Genomic DNA, 20835 nt, shown 5'->3' on the forward strand with positions numbered 1-20835 from the left:
GAGACTCCGATGCAACTCATCGCCTGCCCCTGGTGCGGCGAGCGCGAGGAAGCCGAGTTCCACTACGGCGGACAGGCGCACGTCCCCTACCCCGCGAAGCCGGCCGACCTCGACGACGAGCAGTGGGCCCAGTACGTCTTCTTCCGCGACAACCCCAAGGGCCCGTTCGCGGAGCGGTGGATGCACGCCGCGGGATGCCGCCGCTGGTTCGACGCCCTGCGCGACACCGCCACCCACCAGTTCCTGTCCGTCCACCGCATGGGTGAGGAGCCCCGCGCATGAGCAACGCGTTCCGTGTCGACGCCCTCGGCTCCGTGGACCGCGACAAGTCGCTGTCCTTCACCTTCGACGGCCGCGAGTACACCGGCCACCCGGGCGACACCCTCGCCTCGGCCCTGCTGGCCAACGGGGTCCACCACGTGGCCACCAGCATCAAGTACGGGCGACCGCGCGGCATCATGACCGCCGGCGTCGAGGAGCCCAACGCCCTCGTACAGATCGAGTTCCCTTTCCCCGAGCCCATGCTCACGGCCACGACCGTCGAGTTGTACGACGGTCTCGTCGCCCGGGGGTTGTCAGGCCAGGGGCGGCTGAGCACCAGGCCCGACACAGCCCGGTACGACACCGTGCACGCACACTGTGACGTGCTGGTCGTCGGCGCCGGTCCGGCCGGACTGGCCGCCGCCCTGACCGCCTCACGGGCCGGTGTGCGGGTCGTCGTGGTCGATGAACTGCCTTCTCCAGGGGGCTCGTTGCCGGGTACGGCACCCGCTTGCGAGTGGGTCGCCGACGTCACGGACGAGCTCTCGGCGAACTCCGATGTCCAGCTCCTCCGGCGGACCACGGCGATCGGTTACTACGACGACGGTCTCGTCCTCGCTCTGGAGAAGCGCACCGACCATCTCGGCGCGGCCGCGCCCGCCCATGTCTCCCGTCAGCGCGTCTGGCGGATCCGGGCCAGGCAGGTCGTGTTCGCCACCGGCGCCTACGAGCGGCCGATCGCGTTCGACGACAACGACCGCCCCGGCATCATGCTCGCGGGGTCGGCCCGTACGTATCTGGGCCGTTTCGGCGTGCTCGCGGGCCGTGAGGTCGTCGTGTTCACCACGAACGACAGCGCCTACCTCGCGGCGACCGAACTGGCCGACGCCGGTGCGCGAGTGCGCGCGGTGATCGACGCCCGGAGCGAGGTGCCGGCCCACTGGCTGGACGCCTGTGCCGCGCGTGGGATCGAGGTGCGGGCCGGGCAGGCGGTGTCCGGGACGAGCGGTGCCGAGCGGATCACCGGGGTGCGGGTCGGGGACGAGGAGATCGGCTGCGATCTGCTGCTGGTGTCGGGGGGCTGGAATCCGGCGGTGGCGCTGTTCAGCCAGGCTCGGGGGACGCTTCGGTACGACGGCGTGCTCGGTGGCTTCGTTCCTGCGGGCGCACTGGACACCGTACGAACCGCTGGTGCCGCCCGTGGGGTTCTCGGGTCGGCCGAGGTTGTGTCGGACGGTGCGGAGGCGGCCCTCGGTGCGCTGGCAGCGCTCGGAAAGACCGCAGGAGAGCCTGTGGCTCTGCCGGCCGTCGGCGACGCGCCCGCGGGCGCACCGGGCGCGGTGCTCTGGCAGGTTCCCGGCTCCGACGACGCACAGTTCGTCGACCTCCAGCGCGACCAGACCGTCGCGGATGTCCTGCGGGCCACCGGGGCGGGCCTGACCTCGGTGGAGCACGTCAAGCGGTACACCACCATCGGGACCGCCCACGACCAGGGCCGTACGTCAGGGGTGCTGACCTCGGGCATCGTCGCCGCGGCGCTGGGCGTGGACATCGCCGAGCTGGGCACCCCCCGGCTCCGGCCGCCCGCGCTGCCGGTGGCGTTCGCCGCGTTCGCCGGACGCAACCGCGGCGAGCTGTTCGACCCGGTCCGGGTGACCTCCCTTCACCGGTGGCACGTCGAGCACGGCGCCCTCTTCGAGAACGTCGGCCAGTGGAAGCGGCCGTGGTACTACCCCGTCGGCGGGGAGACCATCGAGGAGGCCGTGCTGCGGGAGTGCCGGGCGGCCCGTGAGGGCGTCGGCATGATGGACGGCTCCACCCTCGGCAAGATCAGCGTCCAGGGTCCGGACTCCGGCGAGCTGCTGGACCGGTTCTACACCAACGTCATGAGCTCGCTGAAGGTCGGCCGGGTCCGCTACGGCGTGATGTGCGGTGTCGACGGCATGGTGTTCGACGACGGAACCGTACTGCGCCTGGCCGAGGAGGAGTTCCTGGTCACGACGACCACCGGCAACGCCGCCAAGGTGCTGGACCGGATGGAGGAGTGGCTCCAGACGGAGTGGCCCGACCTGCGGGTCCGCCTCACCTCCGTCACCGAGCACTGGGCGACGATCCCGCTGGTCGGGCCGCGCTCACGCGACGTACTGGCCCTGGTGGCGCCCACGCTCGACGTGAGCAACGCCGCCTTCGGGTTCATGACCTGGCAGGACACCGTCGTCGCGGACGTCCCCGCCCGGGTGGCCCGGATCAGCTTCTCCGGTGAACTCGCCTACGAGATCAATGTCCCCGCCTGGTACGCGCACACGGTGTGGGAGGCCCTGTACGCGGCGGGCGGCCCCTTCGGCATCACGCCGTACGGCACGGAGACCATGCACGTGCTGCGCGCGGAGAAGGCGTATCCGATCATCGGGCAGGACACCGACGGCACGATCACCCCGCAGGACCTCGGGATGTCCTGGGTGGTGTCCGGGAAGAAGGACGAGTTCGTCGGCAGGCGGTCCTTCGACCGGGCCGAGAACCGGCGCGCCGACCGCAAGCAACTGGTGGGGCTGCTGCCCGTCGACGAACGCACCCTGCTGCCGGAGGGCGCGCAGATCATCGCCACCGAGACGGTGCCCGCGCCGCCGGTGCCCATGCTCGGGCACATCACCTCCAGCTACCGCAGCGACGCCCTGGGCCGCACCTTCGCGCTCGCCCTGCTGCGCGGCGGCACCCGGCGCGTCGGCGAGACCCTCTACGTCCCGCTGGAGGGCCGCACCGTCGCGGTGACCGTGACCGACCCCGTGCTCTACGACAAGGAGGGAACCCGCCGTGACGGTTGACGCCCCCGCCCGTTTCAGCCCGCTCGCCGACTGGCAGGAGGCCTTCGGCCGGCTCCCCGCCGGCTTCCAGGTCCGGGAGCTGCCCTTCCTCACCCAGCTCACCCTGCGGGTGAGCGCGGACAGCCCCGCGGCGAAGGCGGTCGAGTCGGTGCTCGGCATCCGGCTGCCGTCCGCCTCGCGCGCGGAGCTGTCCGAGGAGGTGAAGGCCCTGTGGCTGGGCCCCGACGAATGGCTGCTGGTCGCGCCGGCGGACACCGGTGCCGAGCTGGTCGGGCGGCTGAGGTCGGCGATCGGCGAGGAGTTCGCCACCGTCACCGACGTCTCCGCGCAGCGCACGGTGCTGTCCCTGCGGGGCGGCCTCACCCGCGAGATCCTGGCGCGGGGCTGCGCCCTCGACCTGGACCCCCGGGTCGCGCCCGTCGGGGCCTGCTACACCACGCTGCTCGCGCAGACGGGGATCACGCTGGTCGTCCGGGCGGAGGCCGCCGCCAGTGTGTGGCTGCTGGTCCGTTCCTCCTTCGCCCCGTACGCCGCGGCGTGGCTGGTCGACGCGGCCACGGAGTACGGCGGAGGGGCGGGATGACCCTCGGCGTCCCGGACACGTACAAGGAGGAGAAGGCCATGAGTACCCAGTTCGTCCTGACCCTGAGCTGCCCCGAGCGCCCCGGCATCGTCAATGCCGTGACGAGCTTCCTCGTCCGGCACAGCTGCGACATCACCGAGCACCAGCAGTTCGACGACCCCGACCACGGCCGGGTCTTCCTGCGCACCGGCTTCACGAGCACCGACGGGACGATCACCCTCGACGCGCTGAAGGCGGAGTTCGCGTCGATCGCGGACACCTACGGGATGCAGTGGGAGCTGCGGGACGCGACGGTGAAGTCCCGGGTCCTGGTGATGGTGTCGAGGTTCGACCACTGCCTGGCGGATCTGCTCTACCGCTTCAAGAGCGGCACGCTCGACGCCGACATCGCCCTCGTCGTCTCCAACCATCCCGATCTGAAGCCGATGGCGGACGCGGCGGGTATCCCCTTCGAGCACATCCCGGTCACCGCCGCGACCAAGCAGCGGGCCGAGGCCCGGCTGCTGGAGCTCGTGGACGGGCACGCCATCGACCTCGTGGTGCTGGCCCGCTACATGCAGATCCTCTCGGACGACCTGTGCAAGAGCCTGGAGGGCCGGGCGATCAACATCCACCACTCGTTCCTGCCGAGCTTCGTGGGCGCCAAGCCCTACCACCAGGCCTATCAGCGCGGTGTGAAGCACGTCGGCGCCACGGCCCACTACGTCACGGCCGACCTGGACGAAGGGCCGATCATCGAGCAGGAGGTGATCCGCGTCGACCACCGGCTCGCCGCGGACCAGCTCGTGCTCGTCGGCCGGGACGCCGAGCGGCTCGCCCTGGCCCGGGCGGTCAACTGGCACTGCCAGAACCGCATCCTGCTGCACGGCAACCGCACGGTCATCTTCAGCTGACACGGAAGGCCTCCACCATGTCCACCGCGACCGTTCTCTCCGGCTCCGCAGCCGCCGCGGACATCAAGCGTGAACTCGCCGGCCGAGTCCTGGCCCTGCGGGACCGCGGCATCGTCCCGGGACTGGGCACGATCCTCGTCGGCGACGACCCCGCCAGCCACTCGTACGTGGGCGGCAAGCACCGGGACTGTGCCGAGGTCGGCATCGCCTCGCTGCGGATCGACCTGCCGGCCTCCGCCACCCAGGCCGACGTCGAGGCGGCCGTGCTGCGGCTCAACGCCGATCCGGCGTGCACGGGCTTCATCGTGCAGCTGCCCCTGCCCGCCCCTCTCGACATGCACGCCGTACTGGAGCTCGTCGACCCCGACAAGGACGCCGACGGTCTCCACCCGACGAACCTCGGCCGCCTGGTGCTGGGCGTCCCCGCGCCCCTGCCGTGCACTCCCCGGGGCATCCTGGACCTGCTGCGGCGGCATCAGGTCCCCATCACCGGTGCCCAGTTCTGTGTGATCGGCTGTGGCGTGACCGTGGGCCGGCCACTGGGGCTGATGCTCACCCGGCGCACGGAACACGCCACCGTCACCCTCTGCCACGAGGCGACCCGTGACATCGCCGCGCACACGCGTGAGGCGGATGTCGTCGTCGCCGCGGCCGGGGTGGCGCATCTGGTCCGGCCCGACTGGATCAAGCCCGGTGCGACGGTGCTGTCCGTCGGGCTGACCCGGACCGTGGAGGGCATCCTCGGTGACGTCCACCCCGACGTCGACCGGGTGGCGGGCACCCTCGCTCCGCCGGTCGGCGGTGTGGGGCCGATGACCCGCGCCATGCTGATCACGAACGTCGTCGAGGCCGCGGAGCGCCGGGCCGCGGGCGGAGCATGAGGCGGTGAACCCGGCGTGAACGGCCCCCACCCGGAGGCGCTCCCCGAGCCGTCTCCGCGCTGATCGGCTCCCGCGGGTCAGACGGCCCTCCGCCGCGGCTTCAGCGGCACCGTGGGCAGCTCGGGGGCGGGCAGCGGTCCGCCGTCGTACCCCTCCACCTCACCGAACCGGGGCCCGCCCAGCTCCGCCATCCAGTCGGCGCGGGCCCGGACGACCTCGTCGTGGGTCCGGCAGACGAAGTTCCACCACATGACGATCTCCTCCTCGAACGGCGGGCCGCCCAGGAGGACCACCCGGGCCGGGGTGGTGTCCGAGTCGTTGGTCAGGGTGAGGTGGTCGTGGCCGGGGGCGGTATAGCCCAGTTCGGCGGGCTTGAGGGGGGTGCCGGCGAAGCGGACCGTGCCCGTGTCGACGAGGAGGCCGTGTTCGAAGGCGGGGTCGACGGGGAGGGTGAGGTCCGCTCCCGGGTCGAGGAGCAGCTCCGCGCCGAGCAGGGGCGTGAAGGTGCGGACCGGGGAGGTGGCCCCGGCGAGAGCGCCGAGGAAGACCCGCAGGGCGGCGCCGGGGAGGCGGACCGGCTCCGGTTCGTGGTGCTGGAAGTCGCGGGGTGCGTCGCGGTGGGCGTCCGGGAGGGCCACCCAGAGCTGGACGCCGTGCAGGACCGTGGTGCGCGGGGTGGAGACCTCGGTGTGGGCGATGCCGTGCCCGCCGGTCATGAGGTTGAGCTCGCCGGGGCGGACGAAGGCATGGCTGCCGAGGCTGTCGCGGTGTTCGATCTCGCCGCTGAACAGCCAGCTCACGGTCTGGAGCCCGGTGTGCGGATGCGGGGCGACGTCCATGCCGCCGGTCGCGGCGACGTCGTCGGGGCCGTAGTGGTCGGCGAAGCACCACGCGCCGATCAGGCTGCGCTGCCGCTGCGGGAGCGTACGGCGGACGGTCATGGCCCGGGGTCCGCCCAGCGGCACGTCACGCGGCGTGAGAACCTCCACCTTGCCCGGCTCGCTCACCACTGGGCCCCCTTCATCGACCTTCACGAATGGTTTGATATTCAACTATGACTCGTCGGATCTTCATAGACAAGCAGAGCCCCAAGGCCTATCACGCGCTGGTGCAGACCTCCGAGGCCGTACGGGCGACCGCCGCCGACGCGGGTCTGGAACGGACCGTCGTGGAGCTCGTCAACCTGCGGGTCTCGCAGCTCAACGGCTGCGCGTTCTGCCTGGACGTGCACACGAAGGCGGCCGTGCGGGCCGGCGAGGAGACCCGGCGGCTCGGTGTCCTCGCCGCCTGGCGGGACACCGAGCTGTTCTCCCCGCTGGAGCGCGCGGCCCTGGCGCTCGCCGAGGCGACCACCCACCCCACCGACGCCGACGCCCAGGAGGCCGCCTACGCCGAGGCCCGGGAGGTGCTCACCGAGGACCAGATCTCCGCGGTCGTCTGGGTCGCCGTCACCATCAACGCCTTCAACCGGGTGTCCATCCTCAGCAAGCACCCCGTGCGCTGACCCCGTCCGGTCGGCGCAGCCCCGCCAGCGCCGGTTCCACCGCGCGGTGGAACGTCGGGTACGTGTAGATCATGTGCCGCAGGCGCTCCACCGGGACCTCCGCGTGCACGGCGACATTCAGGCCGTAGAGCAGTTCACCGCCCGCGGGGCCGGCCGAGGTCGCGCCGACCAGGACACCCCGGTCGGCGTCCTCGACCAGCTTGAGGAAGCCCTCGCCGCCCGGTCCGTGGATCCAGCCGCGGGTCGAGGCGGAGAGCCCGGTCACCGACGTACGGACCCGCAGCCCCCGCTCGCGGGCCTGCCGTTCGGTGAGGCCCACGGCCGCGATCTCGGGGTCGGTGAAGGTGACCCGGGGCAGGGCGCGGTAGTCGGCCTCGGGGCCCGGCTCGCCGAGGATGTCGCGGACGGCGATCTGCGCCTGGTACATCGAGACATGGGTGAAGGCCCCGCGTCCGGTGAGGTCGCCGACCGCCCAGAGGCCGTCCGCCGCCCGCATCCGTCCGTCCGTCGGGACCGCCGCGGCGGCGGGGTCGAGCCCGACCGTCCGCACCCCGAGGGCGCCGAGATCGGCGTACCGGCCGGCCGCCACCAGCAGGCGCTCGGCCCGCAGCACCTCGTTCTCGACGTGCACGCCGAAACCTGCTTCTCCGTAAACGATCTGACGGGCCCTCACTCCGGTCAGGACCGTCACCCCGTCCGCCCGCAGCGCCTTCGCCGCCAGCTCCCCCGCCTCCGGCTCCTCGTGCGACAGCAGCCGCTCCTGCCCCTCGAGGACCGTCACCCGGCAGCCGAACCGGGCGAAGACCTGGGCCACTTCGACGCCCACCGCGCCCCCGCCCAGCACGATCATCGAGGCCGGCAGCTCCTTGGCGGCCATCGCGTCCCGGTTGGTCCAGTACGGGGTCCCGGCCAGCCCCGGCACGGAGGGGATCCGGGGGCGGCCGCCGGTGGCGAGCACGACCCCCCGGCGGGCCTCGAAGGTACGGTCCCCGACGGTCACCCGGCGCTCCCCGGCGAGGCGTCCGGTGCCCCGGACCAGCCGGCCGCCCTTGCCCTCCAGCCGCTCGACCGCCACCTGGTCGTTCCAGTCGTCGGTGGCCTCGCGCCGGATGCGGTCGGCGACCCTCGACCAGTCCGGCGTCACGGCGGCCGGACCGGCCAGCGCGGGGGTCCGGCATGCCTCGGCGACCAGGTTCGCGGCCCGGATCATCATCTTGCTGGGCACACACCCCCAGTACGGGCACTCCCCGCCCACCAGCTCCGCCTCGACGCCCACGACGTCCAGACCCGCCTCGGCCAGGGTGCCCGCGACATGCTCGCCGCCCGGCCCCAGGCCCACGACGACCACGTCCACCTGCTCGTCCATGCCCCTGCCCTTCCTGTGCCCACGCCTTCGCGCGTACGGCCGCACGTCCGACCGCCCGGCCCGCCGCACCCCGACGCTAGGGCCGCCGGGGGCGCCGCTCGTGTCCCTGCGTGCACGGGCGCCGACCTCTCCGCGCACGCCGCGCCCCCGCCGGTCGCCCGAGGTCACCGGGTGATTGCCGGTCCGCCGGCCCGGTAAGAATCGACCGGTCAGCCGACCGTCGCCCCCTGGAGGCCCGCCGATGCCCGAGCCCGTCACGCCCCCCGGTCCCGAGTCCGTCAACGCCGAGGCCTGGCAGGCGTACGCGGTCCACCATCTGCGGCGCGGCACCGTCCTGGCGGAGGCGGAGCGGATCGACTGGGGGTTCCCGGGCGCCGGGCCCGACGAGGCATTCCTCGGGGAGCTGACCGGGCGGCGCGTGCTGGATCTCGGCTGCGGCACGGCCCGGCACGCCGCACGTCTGGTGCGCAGGTACGGTGCGGAGGTGGACGCGGTGGACTCCGCGCCGGGCCAGATCGAACGGGCCCGCGCCCGGTACGGCTCCCTGCCCGGTCTGCGCCTGGTCCACGCGGACGCCGTCGCCCATCTGCGGGACTCCGGGCCGTACGACGTGATCTACGCCGTCAACGCCGTGCCGTACGTCGATCCCCGCCGGCTGCTGCCCGCGCTGGCGACCGCCCTGAAGCCCGGCGGGACGCTGTGCTTCAGCGTGCTGCACACCAACTCCTCCGGGGACGGGCCGAGTGCGGATCTCACCCCCCGCCCCGAGGTCCTGCGGTTCGCGGGCGGCGGCGGGACGACGGTCCGGATGTGGGTGCCCGGCACCGGCGTGTGGGAGGAACTCCTCACCGGTCACGGCCTGCGGGTGGAGCGGGTGGAGACGGTCGCCGCGCCCGACCCGGCCGTCGACCGCGCCTCCTACCGGGTGTTCCGGGCCCGGCGCCCGCTGCGGATCTCCGCCCGCCCGCGCACCGCGCTCCCGCCCGCCGCCCACGCGGCCCTCGGCGTCGGCGCCATCCTGTACGGCCCCCGGGGACTGCTCCTCGGCCGCCACCGCCGGGGCACCTGGGAGCTGCCCGGCGGCACGGTGGAACCCGGGGAGTCCCTGGAGGAGACGGTCGTCCGGGAGCTGCGCGAGGAGACCGGGCTGCGCGCGGACCCTTCGGACGTACGGCTCCTCGGCACCAGCCTGGACCGGGTCGGGGACGTGGTGCGGATGACGGTCGGCGCCGTCGTCGGGCGGTGGACGGGCGATGCGGCCGACCAGCCGGGCGAGAGCGTCGGCGACTGGCGCTGGTATCCGCTGGACCGGCTGCCGCCGTCCCTGTTCGAGTGCAGCGCCCAGTCCCTGACCGCCTGGCGCCCGGACCTGCCGATCGACCACGCCCCGGCCCGCTTCACGCCCTACGCGGCCCCCGTCACCGCTCCCGCGTCTGCGGGCTGACCAGCCCCGTCTCGTACGCCACCACCACCGCCTGGGCCCGGTCGCGCAGGCCGAGCTTGGTGAGGACCCGCGAGACATGCGTCTTGACGGTCGCCTCGGAGAGATGGAGCCGCTCGTCGAGTTCCGCGTTGCTCAGACCGCGGGCGAGGAGCCGCAGGACGTCGAGCTCACGGGGTGTCAGTCCGGCCAGGTCGCGGTGGAGGGCCGCGGTCTCGGCGCCGGTGCGGGCGAAGCGTTCGACGAGCCGGCGGGTGATGGCGGGGGCGAGCAGCGCGTCGCCCGCGCGGACCGTGCGGACGGCGGCGGTGAGGTGTTCGGGCGTGACGTCCTTCAGCAGGAAGCCGCTGGCTCCGGCGGACAGGGCCGCGTAGACGTAGTGGTCGAGGTCGAAGGTGGTGAGCATGACCACGCGGGGCGCGGCGGGCGCGAGCGCGTCCGGTGCGCCGGCGAGGATCCGGCGGGTCGCCTCCAGACCGTCCGTGCCCGGCATCCGGATGTCCATCAGCACCACGTCGGGCCGGGTGCGCCGGACCGCGTCCACGGCCTCGGCACCGTCGGCGGCCTCGGCGACCACCTCGATGCCGTCGGCACCGAGGATGAGCCGGAAGCCGGTGCGCACCAGGGCCTGGTCGTCGACGACCACGACCCGCGGCGGCGGGTTCACAGGTGCTCCCAGGGGTTCGGGGGCCCGGCCGCCGGCGGCGGCTGGGCGGGTATCGGGGGAAAGGCGGGCTCCAGCGGGATGAGGGCCCGGACGCGGTAGCCGCCGAGGGGGCGGATGCCGGTGTGCAGGGTGCCGCCGTAGACGGCGAGGCGTTCACGCAGGCCGAGCAGGCCGCGGCCGTTGCCCGTACCGGCGGCCGGCCCCGGCGTCCCTCCGGTGTCGGTGACCTCGATGCGCAGGGCGTCGGGTGCCCGGGTCACGGTCACGGCGGCACGGGCACCGCTCGCGTGCTTCACGGTGTTGACGAGGGCCAGACCCTGCTGGTCGTCACCCACGACGAGGCCCTGGCCCGCGCCTGCACCCACCGCACGATCCGCCTCGCGGACGGCCGGATCACCTCGGACGTCGACTCCCGTGCGGAGCCCGTCCGATGAGCGCGCTCGGTCGTTTCGTGCGGGCCGGTGCGGCGCGGCGGCGGGTGCAGTCGCTGGTGGTCGGCCTGGCGACCCTGCTGGCGGTGACCTCGTCGGTGCTGGGCGGGGCGCTGCTGGTGGCGTCGGACGCGCCCTTCGGCCAGGCGTTCGCACGGCAGCACGGGGCCCATCTCACCGCGCAGTTCGCGGCCGGCCGGGTCACGCAGGCCCGGCTGCGGGACACCGCGCGGGCGGAGGGGGTGGCGGCCGCGTCCGGCCCGTTCCCCGTCGCGTCCGTCACCCCGAGCCTCGCGGGCCGGACCGGGCCCCCGCTGACGGTCGTCGGCCGGGCGGCCCCGGACGGGCCGGTCGACGCGCTCACCCCGACCGAGGGCCGCTGGGTCCGCGCCCCCGGCGAGATCGTCCTCGCGGCCGGCGGCGACGGGCCGCCCGTACGGCTCGGTCGGGAACTGGAGTTTCCCGATCTTCCCGGCAGCCCGCGGCTGACCGTGGTGGGCACCGCCCGTTCGATGAGCCGCAGCGCCGACGCCTGGGTGGTTCCGTCGCAGGTGGCGGCGCTGACCGGGACGGGCCGGACGCCCGGCGAGCAGATGCTGTACCGGTTCGCCGACGCGGGCACCGCGGCCGGGATGGCCCGGGGCCGGGCGGCGGTCACGGCCGGGCTGCCCGCCGGGGCCCGGAGCGGGCGCCCGCTCCTGGCTCGCCGTCAAGAAGGCGGCGACGACGGACACCTCGCTGTTCGTGCCGTTCCTGGTGGCGTTCGGTGTGCTGGGGCTGTTCATGGCGGTGCTGGTCGTCGGCAGTGTGGTGGCCGGCGCGGTCGGTACGGGGCTGCGGCGGATCGGTGTGCTGAAGGCGGTCGGCTGCACCCCCGCGCAGGTGGTGCGGGCGTACGCGGCCCAGGCGCTGCTGCCCGCGGCGGTCGCCACCGCACTGGGCCTGGTGGCCGGTCATCTGCTGGCCGTGCCCCTGCTGGCCGACACGGCGCAGGTGTACGGCAGCGCGGGCCTCGGGGTGACGGTGTGGACGGACGTGGTGGTGGCCGGGGGCACGCTGGGGGTCGTCGCGCTGACGGCGGCGGCGTGCGCCTGGCGGGCGGGGCGGCTGCGGTCGGTGGACGCGCTCTCGGTGGGGCGGGCCCCGACGGCCGGCCGGGGGCGCCGGGCGGCCGCCCTGGCGGCCCGGCTGCCGCTGCCGCGGCCCGTGGGGCTCGGCCTGGCACGGCCGTTCGCGCGTCCGGCCCGTACGGCGGCGACGGCCGCGGCGGTGGTGTTCGGCACCGCGGCCGTCACCTTCGGGGTCGGGCTGAGCGCGTCCCTCGGCGAGGTCGTGGCCGCCAGGAACCACAACGCGGCCGATGTCACCGTGGGCGTGCAGGGACCGGCGGCCCGCGGACCCGGCGCGCCGACCGTGAGCGCGCGGACGGCCTCGGCGGTCACGCGGGCGGTCGCCGCACAGCCCGGCACGCGCAGGCAGTACGGGACCGCCCTCACCGAGGCCACCGTCGCCGGGGCCAGTGGCGGGGTCCCGGTGCTGGCCTACGACGGGGACGCCTCCTGGGGCGGCTTCCGGATGGTGGCGGGCCGCTGGCTGCGCGCCGAGGTCGGCGACACGGTCACGCTGACGGTGCGCGGCACGGCGGTGCGCGTGCGGATCGTCGGGGAGGTCCTGGACACCAGTGAGGGCGGCATGCGCGTCTTCACCGACGTGTCGACCCTCGGGGCCGCCGACCCGGACCTCACGGTGAGCGGCTGGGCCGTCGAGCTGAAGCCCGGCACGGACGCGGACGCCTGTGTCACCGCCCTCGACCGCGCGCTGGAGCCGCTCGGCCTCGGCGCGACGAACACCAAGTACGTCAACGGCAGCGACATGGCCCGGGTCATGGACGCGATGACGGCCCTGCTGACGCTGATGCTGGTCTGCGTCGCCGGTCTCGGGGTGCTCGGCGCGGTCGTCCCGGACACCCACGAGCGGATCCGTGAACTGGGCGTCCACAAGGCGCTCGGCATGACGCCCCGGCAGACCGTCGTCCTGGTCCCGGCGTCGGTGGTGCCGGCCGGGCTCGTGGGCGCGGCCGTCGGGGTGCCGCTCGGCCTGTCCGTGCACGGGGTGGTCACCCGTGCCATGGGCCGCACCGCCGGGCTGCGGCTCCCGGAGTCGGTGCTCTCCGTCCACGGCGCACCGCTGCTCGCCCTCCTCGCCCTCGCGGGGACGGCCGTCGCCGTGCTGGGCGCGCTGCTGCCGGCCGGCTGGGCCGCGCGGGTCCGTACGGCGACCGCGCTGCGGACCGAGTAGCACGAATCGCGCTGCGGCACGCCCGGATGCCGTTGGAAGACACCCGGATTCGTGGTTCTGTCACCCGTTCTCGTGGTGTCGCCCGCTTGCCCCCTGGCGGTCGGTCCCCTGGCCCGTGAGAAGGTTGCGGCCCCATCCAGTCAGGGGATTTCATGACAAGACGTCATAACTGGTCCAGGGCACGCAGAACGGCATCGACGCTGCTCACCACGCTCGGCACACTGGCCGGCGCGGCCCTCGCGGGGGCCGCGCCGGCCGGTGCCGCGAGCTGGACCCCCGTGGCGCCGGGCGTGACCTACCGTCAGTACGACGTGTCGGCCGCCGCCGGGGTCGCCCGTGTCCATGTGCTCGACGTGGACCTCGCCGACAGCCGGGTGCGGCTGGGGCTGCTGTACCCCGGGAAGGTCGCCTCCCGCGCGGCCCTCTCCTCGATGGCCGACGCCCAGCGGGCCGTGGCCGGGGTCAACGGCGACTTCTTCAACGTCTCCGAGACCCAGCACCCCGGCGTGCCGGTGACGGGTGCGAGCGTGGGTCCGGCGATCGCGGAGGGCAGGGAGCTGAAGTCGGCGGTGCTGAACGGCCAGCGGTTCGGGCCCGCGCTGCCGCGGGGCACCAGCACCCGGGCGGTCCTCGGGGTCGGTGCGGACGGCCGGGCCCGGCTGGACACGCTGTCGCTCGACGGCACCGTCACGGCGGCGCCGGGGCAGTTGAAGCTGGCCGGGCTCAACCAGTACGCGCTGCCGGAGAACTCCGTCGGCGCGTTCACCCCGGACTGGGGCAGCGCCTCGCGCAAGCGGGCCACCTGCGGCACCGACACCAGCCGGGGCGCGCCGTGCAGCACGCGCACCTACGAGGTGACGGTCAGGGACGACCGGGTCGTGGCGGTCTCCACGGCGCCCGGCAGCGGCGGTGTCGCGGAGGGCACCACGGTCCTCGTCGGCCGGGAGGCGGGCGCGCAGCAGCTCAAGGTGCTCAAGGTGGGTGACCGGGTGACGGTCCGGTACGGGCTCACGTCCGGCTCGCGGACGGCGTACCGCTTCGCCATCGGCGGACAGCCACTGCTGAGCGGCGGACAGCCGCTGGCGGGGCTGGACACGCGCACCTCGGCCGTGCGGACGGCGGTGGGCATCGGCGACGGCGGCCGACGGGTGTTCCTGCTCGCCCTGGACGGCGGGACCGCCTACCGCAAGGGGCTGACGATCGCCGAGGTCGCCGCCGCCCTGAGGAACCTCGGGGCCACCGAGGGCTTCGGTCTGGACGGCGGCGGCTCCTCGACCCTGGTGTCCCGCCCGACGGGCTCGACCAGGGTCGATGTCCGCAACCACCCGTCCGACGGGGTGGAGCGGTCGGTGGCCAACGGCATCGGGGTGTTCACCCCCTAGGGCCGGTCCCCCACCGGGTCCCGGGCGGCCTCACGGTCGAAGGCTGCCGACGAGGTCGGCCGTCGCCGTGAGGCCGCTGTGGATGGTGGGGGCCATGCTGGTGCCGGCCAGGAAGAAGCCGAGCAGCAGACAGGTCAGGGCGTGCGAGATCTTCAGTCCGCTGTTGCGCATGAAGACCACCGCAAGGATCAACAGCAACAGCACCACGGAAATGGAAATGGCCATCGCCAACCTCCTCCATCACGTCCGCTTTCACGGAGTTCGGCCGCAAGTGTGGCGTAACGGAGGGTTCGTCCGGGCGGCTGACCTGCCGTCCGAACGGGTGGTGTCCGGGCCGCGGCTACCGGTGTGCGTCGAGGAAGGCCTCCAGGCCGGCCAGGTCGTCGGTGTTGAGGTAGTCGACGCCGGCCGCGAGGAGTTCCGTCCACAGGGCGTCGCGCTCGGGTCCGGCCACGTCGGGGGTGGCCCAGAAGCGGACCTGCTGTCCGCGCGCGTGGGCCGTGTCCACCATCGCGCGCAGCCTGGTCCGCTCCGCCCCGGGGAAGGCGCCGGCACCGAGCCAGGTGAAGTTGAGGGTCCAGTTGTCGCTGATCAACGAGGCGAAGGAGGCCTCGCTGGTGCCGAGGTCGCCGAGGCGGCCGTCGTAGAAGGCGCGGCGGACGGTCTGCGCCTCCATGGGGATGCGGGCGGCCCGGTCGCCGGAGATGACGGCCGTGACGGGGCCGCGGCGGATCCGGCCGTGGGAGTACGTCGTGAACAGGTGCCGGTAGCGCCTGAGCAGCTCGTCCAGGGCGAGGTAGGTGGCGGAGCCCTCGGTCTTGATGTCGATGAGCAGCTGGAGCGGCTGGCGGTAACCCCGGTAGACGGAACCGCGGTTGGCCTTGACACGGGCGGCGAGCGGGGCGAGGTAGAGGCCTTCGAGGGTGCGGGTGGGATCGAGTTCGTCCGCCGAGTGGGCGATGAGGAGTGCGCCGTCGACGAGGAAGATGTCGGCCTCGACGCTGCCGAAGCGGTGGTCGAGCGCGTCGAAGAGGGGGCGGGGGTGCTCGTAGTCGTTGTGGGCGTGGGCGCGCCACAGCGGGCGGGGGCCGCGGTGCCGTCCGTCGGCGAACGCGCTTCCGGCGGGCGGCGCGAGGACCGCGGCGGTGGTCGCGGCGAGACCGGTGAGCACTCTGCGGCGGGTGACGTGGGCCATGGTGTTCCTCCCTGTGGGGCGGGTCCGGACCACAGGGAGTATGGAGCCGAGCGGCCCCCAAGGAACCTGTACATGCCAGGAGTTGGCCGGACCGCCGCGGTCCGTTCACTCCTTCCGCCCAGCGGCACGGAAAAGCCCGCCCCAGGTGGGGCGGGCTTCACCGGAGGGACGGCGACGGGGGGTCAGGGGGCCTGCAGATCGACCAGTTCGGCCACGGCCGACCGGTGGGCACCGGCCGTGCCGTAGGCGATCGCGTCGGACTTGGCCCGCTTGAGGTACAGGTGGATGGGGTGTTCCCAGGTCATGCCGATCCCGGCGTGCAGTTGCAGCGCCTCCTCGGCGGTGTGTACGGCGACACCCGCCGCGTAGGCCTGGGCGACGGCCACCGTGAGGTCGGCGTCCTCGCCGGTCGCGAGGGCGTCGGCGGCGCCCCGGGCGGCGGCGCGGAGGTTGACGACCTCCAGCCACAGCTGGGCCAGCCGGTGCTTGAGTGCCTGGAAGCCGCCGACGGGCCGGTTGAACTGCTTGCGCTCCTTGAGGTAGCGCACGGTCTCGGTCAACAGCCAGTCCGCGAGGCCCAGTTGCTCGGAGGCGAGCAGTCCGGCACCGGCACGCAGGGCCCGGCGGACGGCGGGTCCGGCGTCACCGATCCGGCGGCCGGGGGCACCGGTGAGGGTGACGGTGGCGAGGGGGCGGGTGAGGTCGAAGGCGATCTGCGGGGTGACGGTCACCGCGTCGGTGTCCGCGACGGAGACTGCGTACAGCCCGCCGTCCTCGGCCGGCACCAGCAGCACATCGGCGGCCGTCGCATCCGCGACACCGCTCAACTCCCCGTACAGGGCGCCCTCTTCGACGCGTACGGCGGTGAAGGCGGCGCCGGGCGCGAGGTGCAGCCCGACGGCGAGCGCGCCGATCGTGCGGCCGGACGCCAGCTTGCCGAGCAGCTCCTCGTCGCCGCAGGCCAGCAGTGCCTCGGTGGCGACCACGGCACTGGTCAGATAGGGCACGGGGGCGACCGCGCGGCCCAGCTCCTCCAGGACGACGGCGACTTCGCGGTGGGTGGCGCCCTGGCCGCCCTGTGCCTCCGGGACCAGCAGGCCCGCGAGGCCCATGCCGTCGGCGAGGGCCTTCCAGGCGGCCAGGTCGTGCGGGGCGTCCGACTCGGTGCGGGCGATCACGCCCGGCGCGTCGCAGTGGTCGGCGAGCAGGTCCCGTACGGCCGCCCTGAGCGCCTCTTCCTCCTCCGAGTACAGCAGGTCGGGCGCTTTCGTCATCGGGCCAGGTCCTTCCATGCGACGTCCTTGTCGGTGCGCGGCTCGGCGGGCAGGCCCAGGACGCGCTCGGCGACGATGTTCAGCAGGACCTCGCTGGTCCCGCCCTCGATGCTGTTGCCCTTGGAGCGCAGATAGCGGTATCCGGCGTCCCGTCCGGTGAAGTCCACCAGCTCCGGGCGGCGCATGGTCCAGTCGTCGTACAACAGGCCTTCCTCGCCCCGGAGTTCGACCTCGAGGCCGCTGATCTCCTGGTTGAGGCGGGCGAAGGCGAGCTTCATGCCGGCGCCCTCGGGGCCGGGCTGTCCGGCGACGAGCTGCTGGCGCAGCCGCTCGGCGGTGAGGCGGGCGACCTCGGACTCCACCCACAGCTTGAGCAGCCGCTGATGGAGGTCGTGGGTGCGCAGTCCGGGGCGTTCGCGCCAGGTCTTCGAGACCGGGCCGATCATGCCGCCCTCGCGGGGCAACCGCATGCCGCCGATGGCGACGCGCTCGTTGTTGAGGGTGGTCTGCGCGACGCGCCAGCCGTCGCCGATCTCGCCGAGGCGGCGGGAGTCGGGGATGCGGACGTCGGTGAGGAAGACCTCGTTGAACTCGGCCTCGCCCGTGATCTGCCGCAGCGGGCGGACGTCGACGCCGGGGTCGGTCATGTCACAGATGAAGTAGGTGATGCCGGCGTGCTTGGGCACGTCCGGGTCGGTGCGGGCGATGAGGATGGCCCAGCGCGAGTTGTGCGCCCCGGACGTCCACACCTTCTGCCCGTTGACGACCCAGTCGTCACCTTCGCGGACGGCCCGGGTGCCGAGGGCGGCCAGGTCCGAGCCGGCGCCGGGCTCGCTGAAGAGCTGGCACCAGACCTCCTCACCGATCCACAGGGGCCGCAGATAGCGCTGCTTCTGCTCCTCGGTGCCGTACTTGAGGATCGTCGGGGCGGCCATGCCGAGCCCGATGCCGTTGCGGCGCGCGTCGTTGTCGGGGGCGCCGGCCGCCTCCAGCGTGGCGTCCACGACGACCTGGAGGGAGCGCGGGACGCCGAGGCCGCCGAGGCCCTCCGGGTAGTGCACCCAGGCCAGTCCCGCGTCGAAGCGGGCCTTGAGGAAGTCGAGGCGATCGGTCGTGGCGGGCGGGTGCGCGGCCAGCAACTCGGCGGTGCGGCGCTTCAGTTCGGCTGCGTCGGTCATGCCGCGGCTCCGTTCTCCAGGGCCGGCACGACGGCGACCCGGCCGGTGGTGACCCCGTCGCCGACCCGCTGCACGGCGGCCGCCGCCCCGGCCAGCGGCACGCGCTCGCTCACCAGCGGCTTGATCGCGCCCCGGGCGGCGAGGTCGGTGAGCTGCTCGTGGCAGTGCTGGACCAGCTTCGGGTTCTTGGTGTGGTACAGGCCCCAGTGCAGGCCGAGGATCGAGTAGTTCTTGACCAGGGCGTGGTTGAGGCCCGGGCTGGGGATCGCGCCGCTCGCGAAGCCGACGACCACGATCCGGCCCTCGAAGGCGACGACCTTGGTGGACTGGGTGTAGGCGTCGCCGCCGACCGGGTCGTAGATCACGTCGGCGCCCCGGCCGCCGGTGGCCTCCTTCACGGCGGCGACGACGTCCTCGGCGCGCCGGTCGACGACCACGTCACAGCCCAGCTCACGGGCGACGGCGGCCTTGTCGGCGCCGCCCACGACACCGATGACCCGGGCGCCCGCCGCTTTGCCGAGCTGCACGGCCGCGCTGCCGACCCCTCCTGCGGCAGCGTGGACGAGCAGGGTCTCGCCGGCTTCGAGCCCGGCCCGGCGGTGCAGTCCGAACCAGCCCGTCTGGTAGCCGATGTGCAGCGCCGCGGCCTCGGCGTCGTCGAGCGCGTCCGGGGCAGGAAGCAGGGCGGCGGCGTCCGCGACGGCGTACTCGGCGAAACCGCCGTACGGCAGGGCCGGGTTGGCGATCACCCGGCGGCCGTCCTCGGTCTCGCCGCAGATCTCCACACCGGGGGTGAACGGCAGCGGCGGCCGGACCTGGTAGTGGCCGCGGCACATCAGCACGTCCGGGAAGTTGATGTTCGCGGCGCGCACCCTGAGCAGGACCTGGCCGTCGCCGGGCGTGGGCCGCTCCACCTCCTGGAGCCGCATCACCTCGCTCGGCTCACCGTTCTCGTGCACTTGCCATGCCAGCATGCGGTGCCTCCACAGACTGCTTCGTCGGGGTCCACCGCATACTAAGCGGTCGCTTGCCGCCGAGGGAACCGTGTCCGGGGTAACAGCGTCACGCCTTCCCGCGAGGCCGCGCCCGTACGTGCATCCGCTCACCCTGCGGACCGAACAGGCTGAGGAACTCCACCGGCCCCTCCCCCGTCGACCCGAACCAGTGCGGCACACGCGTGTCGAACTCGGCGGCCTCCCCCGCCGCCAGCACCACGTCGTGCTCCCCGATCACCATCCGCAGCCGCCCGGACAGCACGTACAGCCACTCGTAGCCCTCGTGGGTGCGCGGCTCCGGCTCCTCGACGCCCACCGGCACCAGCACCTTGAACGCCTGGAGACCGCCGGGCTGCCGGGTCAGCGGCCAGAAGGTGCGCCCGTGCCGGACCAGCGGCTTGGCCCGCACCCGGGGATCGGTCACCGGCGGCGCGCCGACCAGCTCGTCCAGCGGCACCTGATGGGCCTGGGCGATCGGCAGCAGCAGCTCCAGGCTGGGCTTGCGCAGCCCCGACTCCAGCCGGGACAGGGTGCTGACCGAGATCCCGGTCGCCTCGGACAGCGCCGCCAGGGTCACCTCCCGTTCCTTCCGGATCCGGCGCAGCCGGGGGCCCACTTCCGCGAGAACGTCTTCGGCACTCATACCCCGTATTGCAGAATCGGCAAAGCCGTTTGTCAATCCGGTGCCGTCCGGGTCACCTTGCCCGTGGAGGTGGTCACCATGACCGAGAAGCACCCCGCGCGGTACGAAGTGATCGTCGTCGGCGGCGGTGCCGCGGGCCTGTCCGCGGCGCTCGTCCTGGGCCGGGCCCGGCGCCGCACGCTGGTCGTCGACGCCGGCGAGCCGCGCAACGCGCCCGCCGCACATCTGCAGGGCTACCTGACCCGGGACGGCATGCCGCCCGCCGAGTTCCTCGCGAAGGGGCGGGAGGAGATCGCCCGGTACGGCGTGGAACTGGTCCGGGACCGGGCGGACGCGGCCGTCCGCAAGGAAGAGGGGTTCGCCGTGGAACTCGCGTCCGGCCGGACCGCGCACGCCCGGCAGCTGGTCCTCGCGACCGGCCTGAAGGACGAGCTGCCCCCGGTGGAGGGACTCGCGGAGCGCTTCGGCCGGGATGTGCTGCACTGCCCGTACTGCCACGGCTGGGAGGTCCGCGACCAGGCGTTCGGCGTGCTCGCCACCGGCCCGATGAGCGCGCACCAGGCACTGATGGTCACCCAGTGGTCCAAGGACGTGACGCTCTTCCTGCACCGGGTCGCCGAGGAGGAGCTGACCGAGGACGACCTGCGGCGGCTGGCGGCCGCCGGGGTCCGGGTGGTGCCGGGCGAGGTGGCGGGACTGCGGATCGAGGACGACCGGCTGACCGGGGTACGGCTCCGGGACGGGAGCACGCACGCGCGGGAGACGCTGTTCGTCGCCCCGCGCCCGGTCCCGCGCAACGACCTGCTGATCCAGCTCGGCGCGGAGCTGAAGGAGACGCCCTTCGGCGCCTACCCGGTGATCGACGAGCGGGGCCTGACGACCGTGCCGGGCCTGTGGGCCGCGGGCAACGCGAGCGGGTTCGCCGAGCAGGTCGTGAACGCGGCGAGCCGCGGGTACCGGGCCGGGGCGGCGATCAACGGCGAGCTGCTCTTCGCGGACCTGGACGCGGCCGGGGTGTAGT

At 73.8% G+C, this 20835-nt stretch carries 17 protein-coding genes and 2 pseudogenes; 9 read left to right on the forward strand and 10 right to left on the reverse strand.

From position 1 onward, the window contains the following. Positions 1 to 9: 9 nt before the first annotated feature. From AQJ64_RS11055 to AQJ64_RS11070, 4 genes and pseudogenes are all read left to right on the forward strand, one after another. A pseudogene (locus tag AQJ64_RS11055) lies at positions 10 to 3083 on the forward strand (sarcosine oxidase subunit delta family protein). Continuing rightward, entirely contained in the window at positions 3073 to 3666 is a 594-nt protein-coding gene (locus AQJ64_RS11060) for a sarcosine oxidase subunit gamma (RefSeq protein ID WP_055637734.1), read from the forward strand. Before AQJ64_RS11055 ends, AQJ64_RS11060 begins: the two are co-directional and overlap by 11 nt. A gap of 38 nt (positions 3667 to 3704) precedes the next feature. After that, a complete protein-coding gene (purU, locus tag AQJ64_RS11065) occupies positions 3705 to 4559 on the forward strand; it encodes a formyltetrahydrofolate deformylase (protein ID WP_055637743.1) in 855 nt (284 codons plus the stop codon). Between the two features lie 17 nt (positions 4560 to 4576). Further along, complete coding sequence (locus tag AQJ64_RS11070; RefSeq protein ID WP_055637735.1) at positions 4577 to 5440, forward strand: bifunctional methylenetetrahydrofolate dehydrogenase/methenyltetrahydrofolate cyclohydrolase; 864 nt, start codon at positions 4577 to 4579, stop codon at positions 5438 to 5440. Positions 5441 to 5517: 77 nt separating this feature from the next. Here AQJ64_RS11070 and AQJ64_RS11075 read toward each other — a convergent pair whose 3' ends face one another. Next, the gene (locus AQJ64_RS11075) at positions 5518 to 6381 is read right to left on the reverse strand and encodes a pirin family protein (protein ID WP_099054111.1); all 864 of its coding nucleotides are present in this window, start codon (positions 6379 to 6381) and stop codon (positions 5518 to 5520) included. A gap of 113 nt (positions 6382 to 6494) precedes the next feature. Here AQJ64_RS11075 and AQJ64_RS11080 point away from each other — a divergent pair, with 113 nt between their 5' ends. Further along, positions 6495 to 6944, forward strand: coding sequence for a carboxymuconolactone decarboxylase family protein (locus tag AQJ64_RS11080; protein WP_055637736.1), 450 nt, complete (start codon positions 6495 to 6497; stop codon positions 6942 to 6944). Here the strand turns inward: AQJ64_RS11080 and AQJ64_RS11085 are convergent. Beyond that, the gene (locus AQJ64_RS11085) at positions 6922 to 8310 is read right to left on the reverse strand and encodes a dihydrolipoyl dehydrogenase family protein (protein WP_055637737.1); all 1389 of its coding nucleotides are present in this window, start codon (positions 8308 to 8310) and stop codon (positions 6922 to 6924) included. The two genes, AQJ64_RS11080 and AQJ64_RS11085, sit on opposite strands and share 23 nt — an antisense overlap. Positions 8311 to 8551: 241 nt before the next feature. Between AQJ64_RS11085 and AQJ64_RS11090 the strand changes: the two genes are divergently transcribed. Continuing rightward, the gene (locus AQJ64_RS11090) at positions 8552 to 9754 is read left to right on the forward strand and encodes a bifunctional class I SAM-dependent methyltransferase/NUDIX hydrolase (protein WP_055637738.1); all 1203 of its coding nucleotides are present in this window, start codon (positions 8552 to 8554) and stop codon (positions 9752 to 9754) included. Here AQJ64_RS11090 and AQJ64_RS11095 read toward each other — a convergent pair. Beyond that, on the reverse strand, positions 9729 to 10418 hold the full coding sequence (locus AQJ64_RS11095; protein WP_055637739.1) for a response regulator: 690 nt from the start codon (positions 10416 to 10418) through the stop codon (positions 9729 to 9731). The genes AQJ64_RS11090 and AQJ64_RS11095 overlap by 26 nt on opposite strands. Further along, positions 10415 to 10729, reverse strand: a pseudogene (locus AQJ64_RS11100) (ATP-binding protein); the annotation flags it as partial. The pseudogene AQJ64_RS11100 and the gene AQJ64_RS11095, both read right to left, overlap by 4 nt. Positions 10730 to 11593: 864 nt before the next feature. Here AQJ64_RS11100 and AQJ64_RS11105 point away from each other — a divergent pair. After that, on the forward strand, positions 11594 to 13147 hold the full coding sequence (locus AQJ64_RS11105; RefSeq protein ID WP_342342285.1) for an ABC transporter permease: 1554 nt from the start codon (positions 11594 to 11596) through the stop codon (positions 13145 to 13147). 152 nt (positions 13148 to 13299) lie between these two features. Next, a complete protein-coding gene (locus AQJ64_RS11110; RefSeq protein WP_079061585.1) occupies positions 13300 to 14529 on the forward strand; it encodes a phosphodiester glycosidase family protein in 1230 nt (409 codons plus the stop codon). Between the two features lie 30 nt (positions 14530 to 14559). Here AQJ64_RS11110 and AQJ64_RS11115 read toward each other — a convergent pair whose 3' ends face one another. The 6 genes from AQJ64_RS11115 to AQJ64_RS11140 all read right to left on the reverse strand — a co-directional run bounded on the left by AQJ64_RS11115 (position 14560) and on the right by AQJ64_RS11140 (position 19814). Beyond that, a complete protein-coding gene (locus tag AQJ64_RS11115; RefSeq protein WP_055632977.1) occupies positions 14560 to 14754 on the reverse strand; it encodes a hypothetical protein in 195 nt (64 codons plus the stop codon). Between the two features lie 115 nt (positions 14755 to 14869). Beyond that, positions 14870 to 15724 (reverse strand): phosphatidylinositol-specific phospholipase C/glycerophosphodiester phosphodiesterase family protein, encoded by an 855-nt coding sequence (locus tag AQJ64_RS11120; protein WP_055632976.1) that lies wholly within the window; start codon positions 15722 to 15724, stop codon positions 14870 to 14872. A 182-nt stretch (positions 15725 to 15906) separates the two neighbouring features. Continuing rightward, on the reverse strand, positions 15907 to 16998 hold the full coding sequence (locus tag AQJ64_RS11125; protein ID WP_055632975.1) for an acyl-CoA dehydrogenase family protein: 1092 nt from the start codon (positions 16996 to 16998) through the stop codon (positions 15907 to 15909). Next, a complete protein-coding gene (locus AQJ64_RS11130) occupies positions 16995 to 18176 on the reverse strand; it encodes an acyl-CoA dehydrogenase family protein (protein WP_055632974.1) in 1182 nt (393 codons plus the stop codon). Before AQJ64_RS11130 ends, AQJ64_RS11125 begins: the two co-directional genes overlap by 4 nt. Beyond that, the gene (locus AQJ64_RS11135) at positions 18173 to 19150 is read right to left on the reverse strand and encodes an NADPH:quinone oxidoreductase family protein (RefSeq protein ID WP_055632973.1); all 978 of its coding nucleotides are present in this window, start codon (positions 19148 to 19150) and stop codon (positions 18173 to 18175) included. The genes AQJ64_RS11130 and AQJ64_RS11135 overlap by 4 nt, the downstream gene beginning before the upstream one ends. 88 nt (positions 19151 to 19238) lie before the next feature. Beyond that, complete coding sequence (locus AQJ64_RS11140) at positions 19239 to 19814, reverse strand: helix-turn-helix domain-containing protein (protein ID WP_055632972.1); 576 nt, start codon at positions 19812 to 19814, stop codon at positions 19239 to 19241. A gap of 78 nt (positions 19815 to 19892) precedes the next feature. On the opposite strand from AQJ64_RS11140, the gene AQJ64_RS11145 reads away from it, so the two are divergent. Continuing rightward, positions 19893 to 20834 (forward strand): NAD(P)/FAD-dependent oxidoreductase, encoded by a 942-nt coding sequence (locus tag AQJ64_RS11145; RefSeq protein ID WP_055632971.1) that lies wholly within the window; start codon positions 19893 to 19895, stop codon positions 20832 to 20834. The last annotated feature ends 1 nt before the right edge of the window (position 20835 follow it).

This window comes from Streptomyces griseoruber (genome assembly GCF_001514205.1).
In the GTDB taxonomy this organism is placed as follows: Bacteria; Actinomycetota; Actinomycetes; order Streptomycetales; family Streptomycetaceae; genus Streptomyces; species Streptomyces griseoruber.

Excerpts from the sequence above, each read along its gene's own strand:
- AQJ64_RS11120 (WP_055632976.1), bottom strand. The coding sequence starts at position 15,724 with ATGGCCCACGTCACCCGCCGCAGAGTGCTCACCGGTCTCGCCGCGACC.
- AQJ64_RS11070 (WP_055637735.1), top strand. The coding sequence starts at position 4,577 with ATGTCCACCGCGACCGTTCTCTCCGGCTCCGCAGCCGCCGCGGACATC.
- AQJ64_RS11090 (WP_055637738.1), top strand. The coding sequence starts at position 8,552 with ATGCCCGAGCCCGTCACGCCCCCCGGTCCCGAGTCCGTCAACGCCGAG.
- AQJ64_RS11135 (WP_055632973.1), bottom strand. The coding sequence starts at position 19,150 with ATGCTGGCATGGCAAGTGCACGAGAACGGTGAGCCGAGCGAGGTGATG.
- AQJ64_RS11145 (WP_055632971.1), top strand. The coding sequence starts at position 19,893 with ATGACCGAGAAGCACCCCGCGCGGTACGAAGTGATCGTCGTCGGCGGC.
- AQJ64_RS11140 (WP_055632972.1), bottom strand. The coding sequence starts at position 19,814 with ATGAGTGCCGAAGACGTTCTCGCGGAAGTGGGCCCCCGGCTGCGCCGG.
- AQJ64_RS11115 (WP_055632977.1), bottom strand. The coding sequence starts at position 14,754 with ATGGCCATTTCCATTTCCGTGGTGCTGTTGCTGTTGATCCTTGCGGTG.
- AQJ64_RS11085 (WP_055637737.1), bottom strand. The coding sequence starts at position 8,310 with ATGGACGAGCAGGTGGACGTGGTCGTCGTGGGCCTGGGGCCGGGCGGC.
- AQJ64_RS11130 (WP_055632974.1), bottom strand. The coding sequence starts at position 18,176 with ATGACCGACGCAGCCGAACTGAAGCGCCGCACCGCCGAGTTGCTGGCC.
- AQJ64_RS11125 (WP_055632975.1), bottom strand. The coding sequence starts at position 16,998 with ATGACGAAAGCGCCCGACCTGCTGTACTCGGAGGAGGAAGAGGCGCTC.
- AQJ64_RS11110 (WP_079061585.1), top strand. The coding sequence starts at position 13,300 with ATGACAAGACGTCATAACTGGTCCAGGGCACGCAGAACGGCATCGACG.
- purU (WP_055637743.1), top strand. The coding sequence starts at position 3,705 with ATGAGTACCCAGTTCGTCCTGACCCTGAGCTGCCCCGAGCGCCCCGGC.
- AQJ64_RS11080 (WP_055637736.1), top strand. The coding sequence starts at position 6,495 with ATGACTCGTCGGATCTTCATAGACAAGCAGAGCCCCAAGGCCTATCAC.
- AQJ64_RS11075 (WP_099054111.1), bottom strand. The coding sequence starts at position 6,381 with ATGACCGTCCGCCGTACGCTCCCGCAGCGGCAGCGCAGCCTGATCGGC.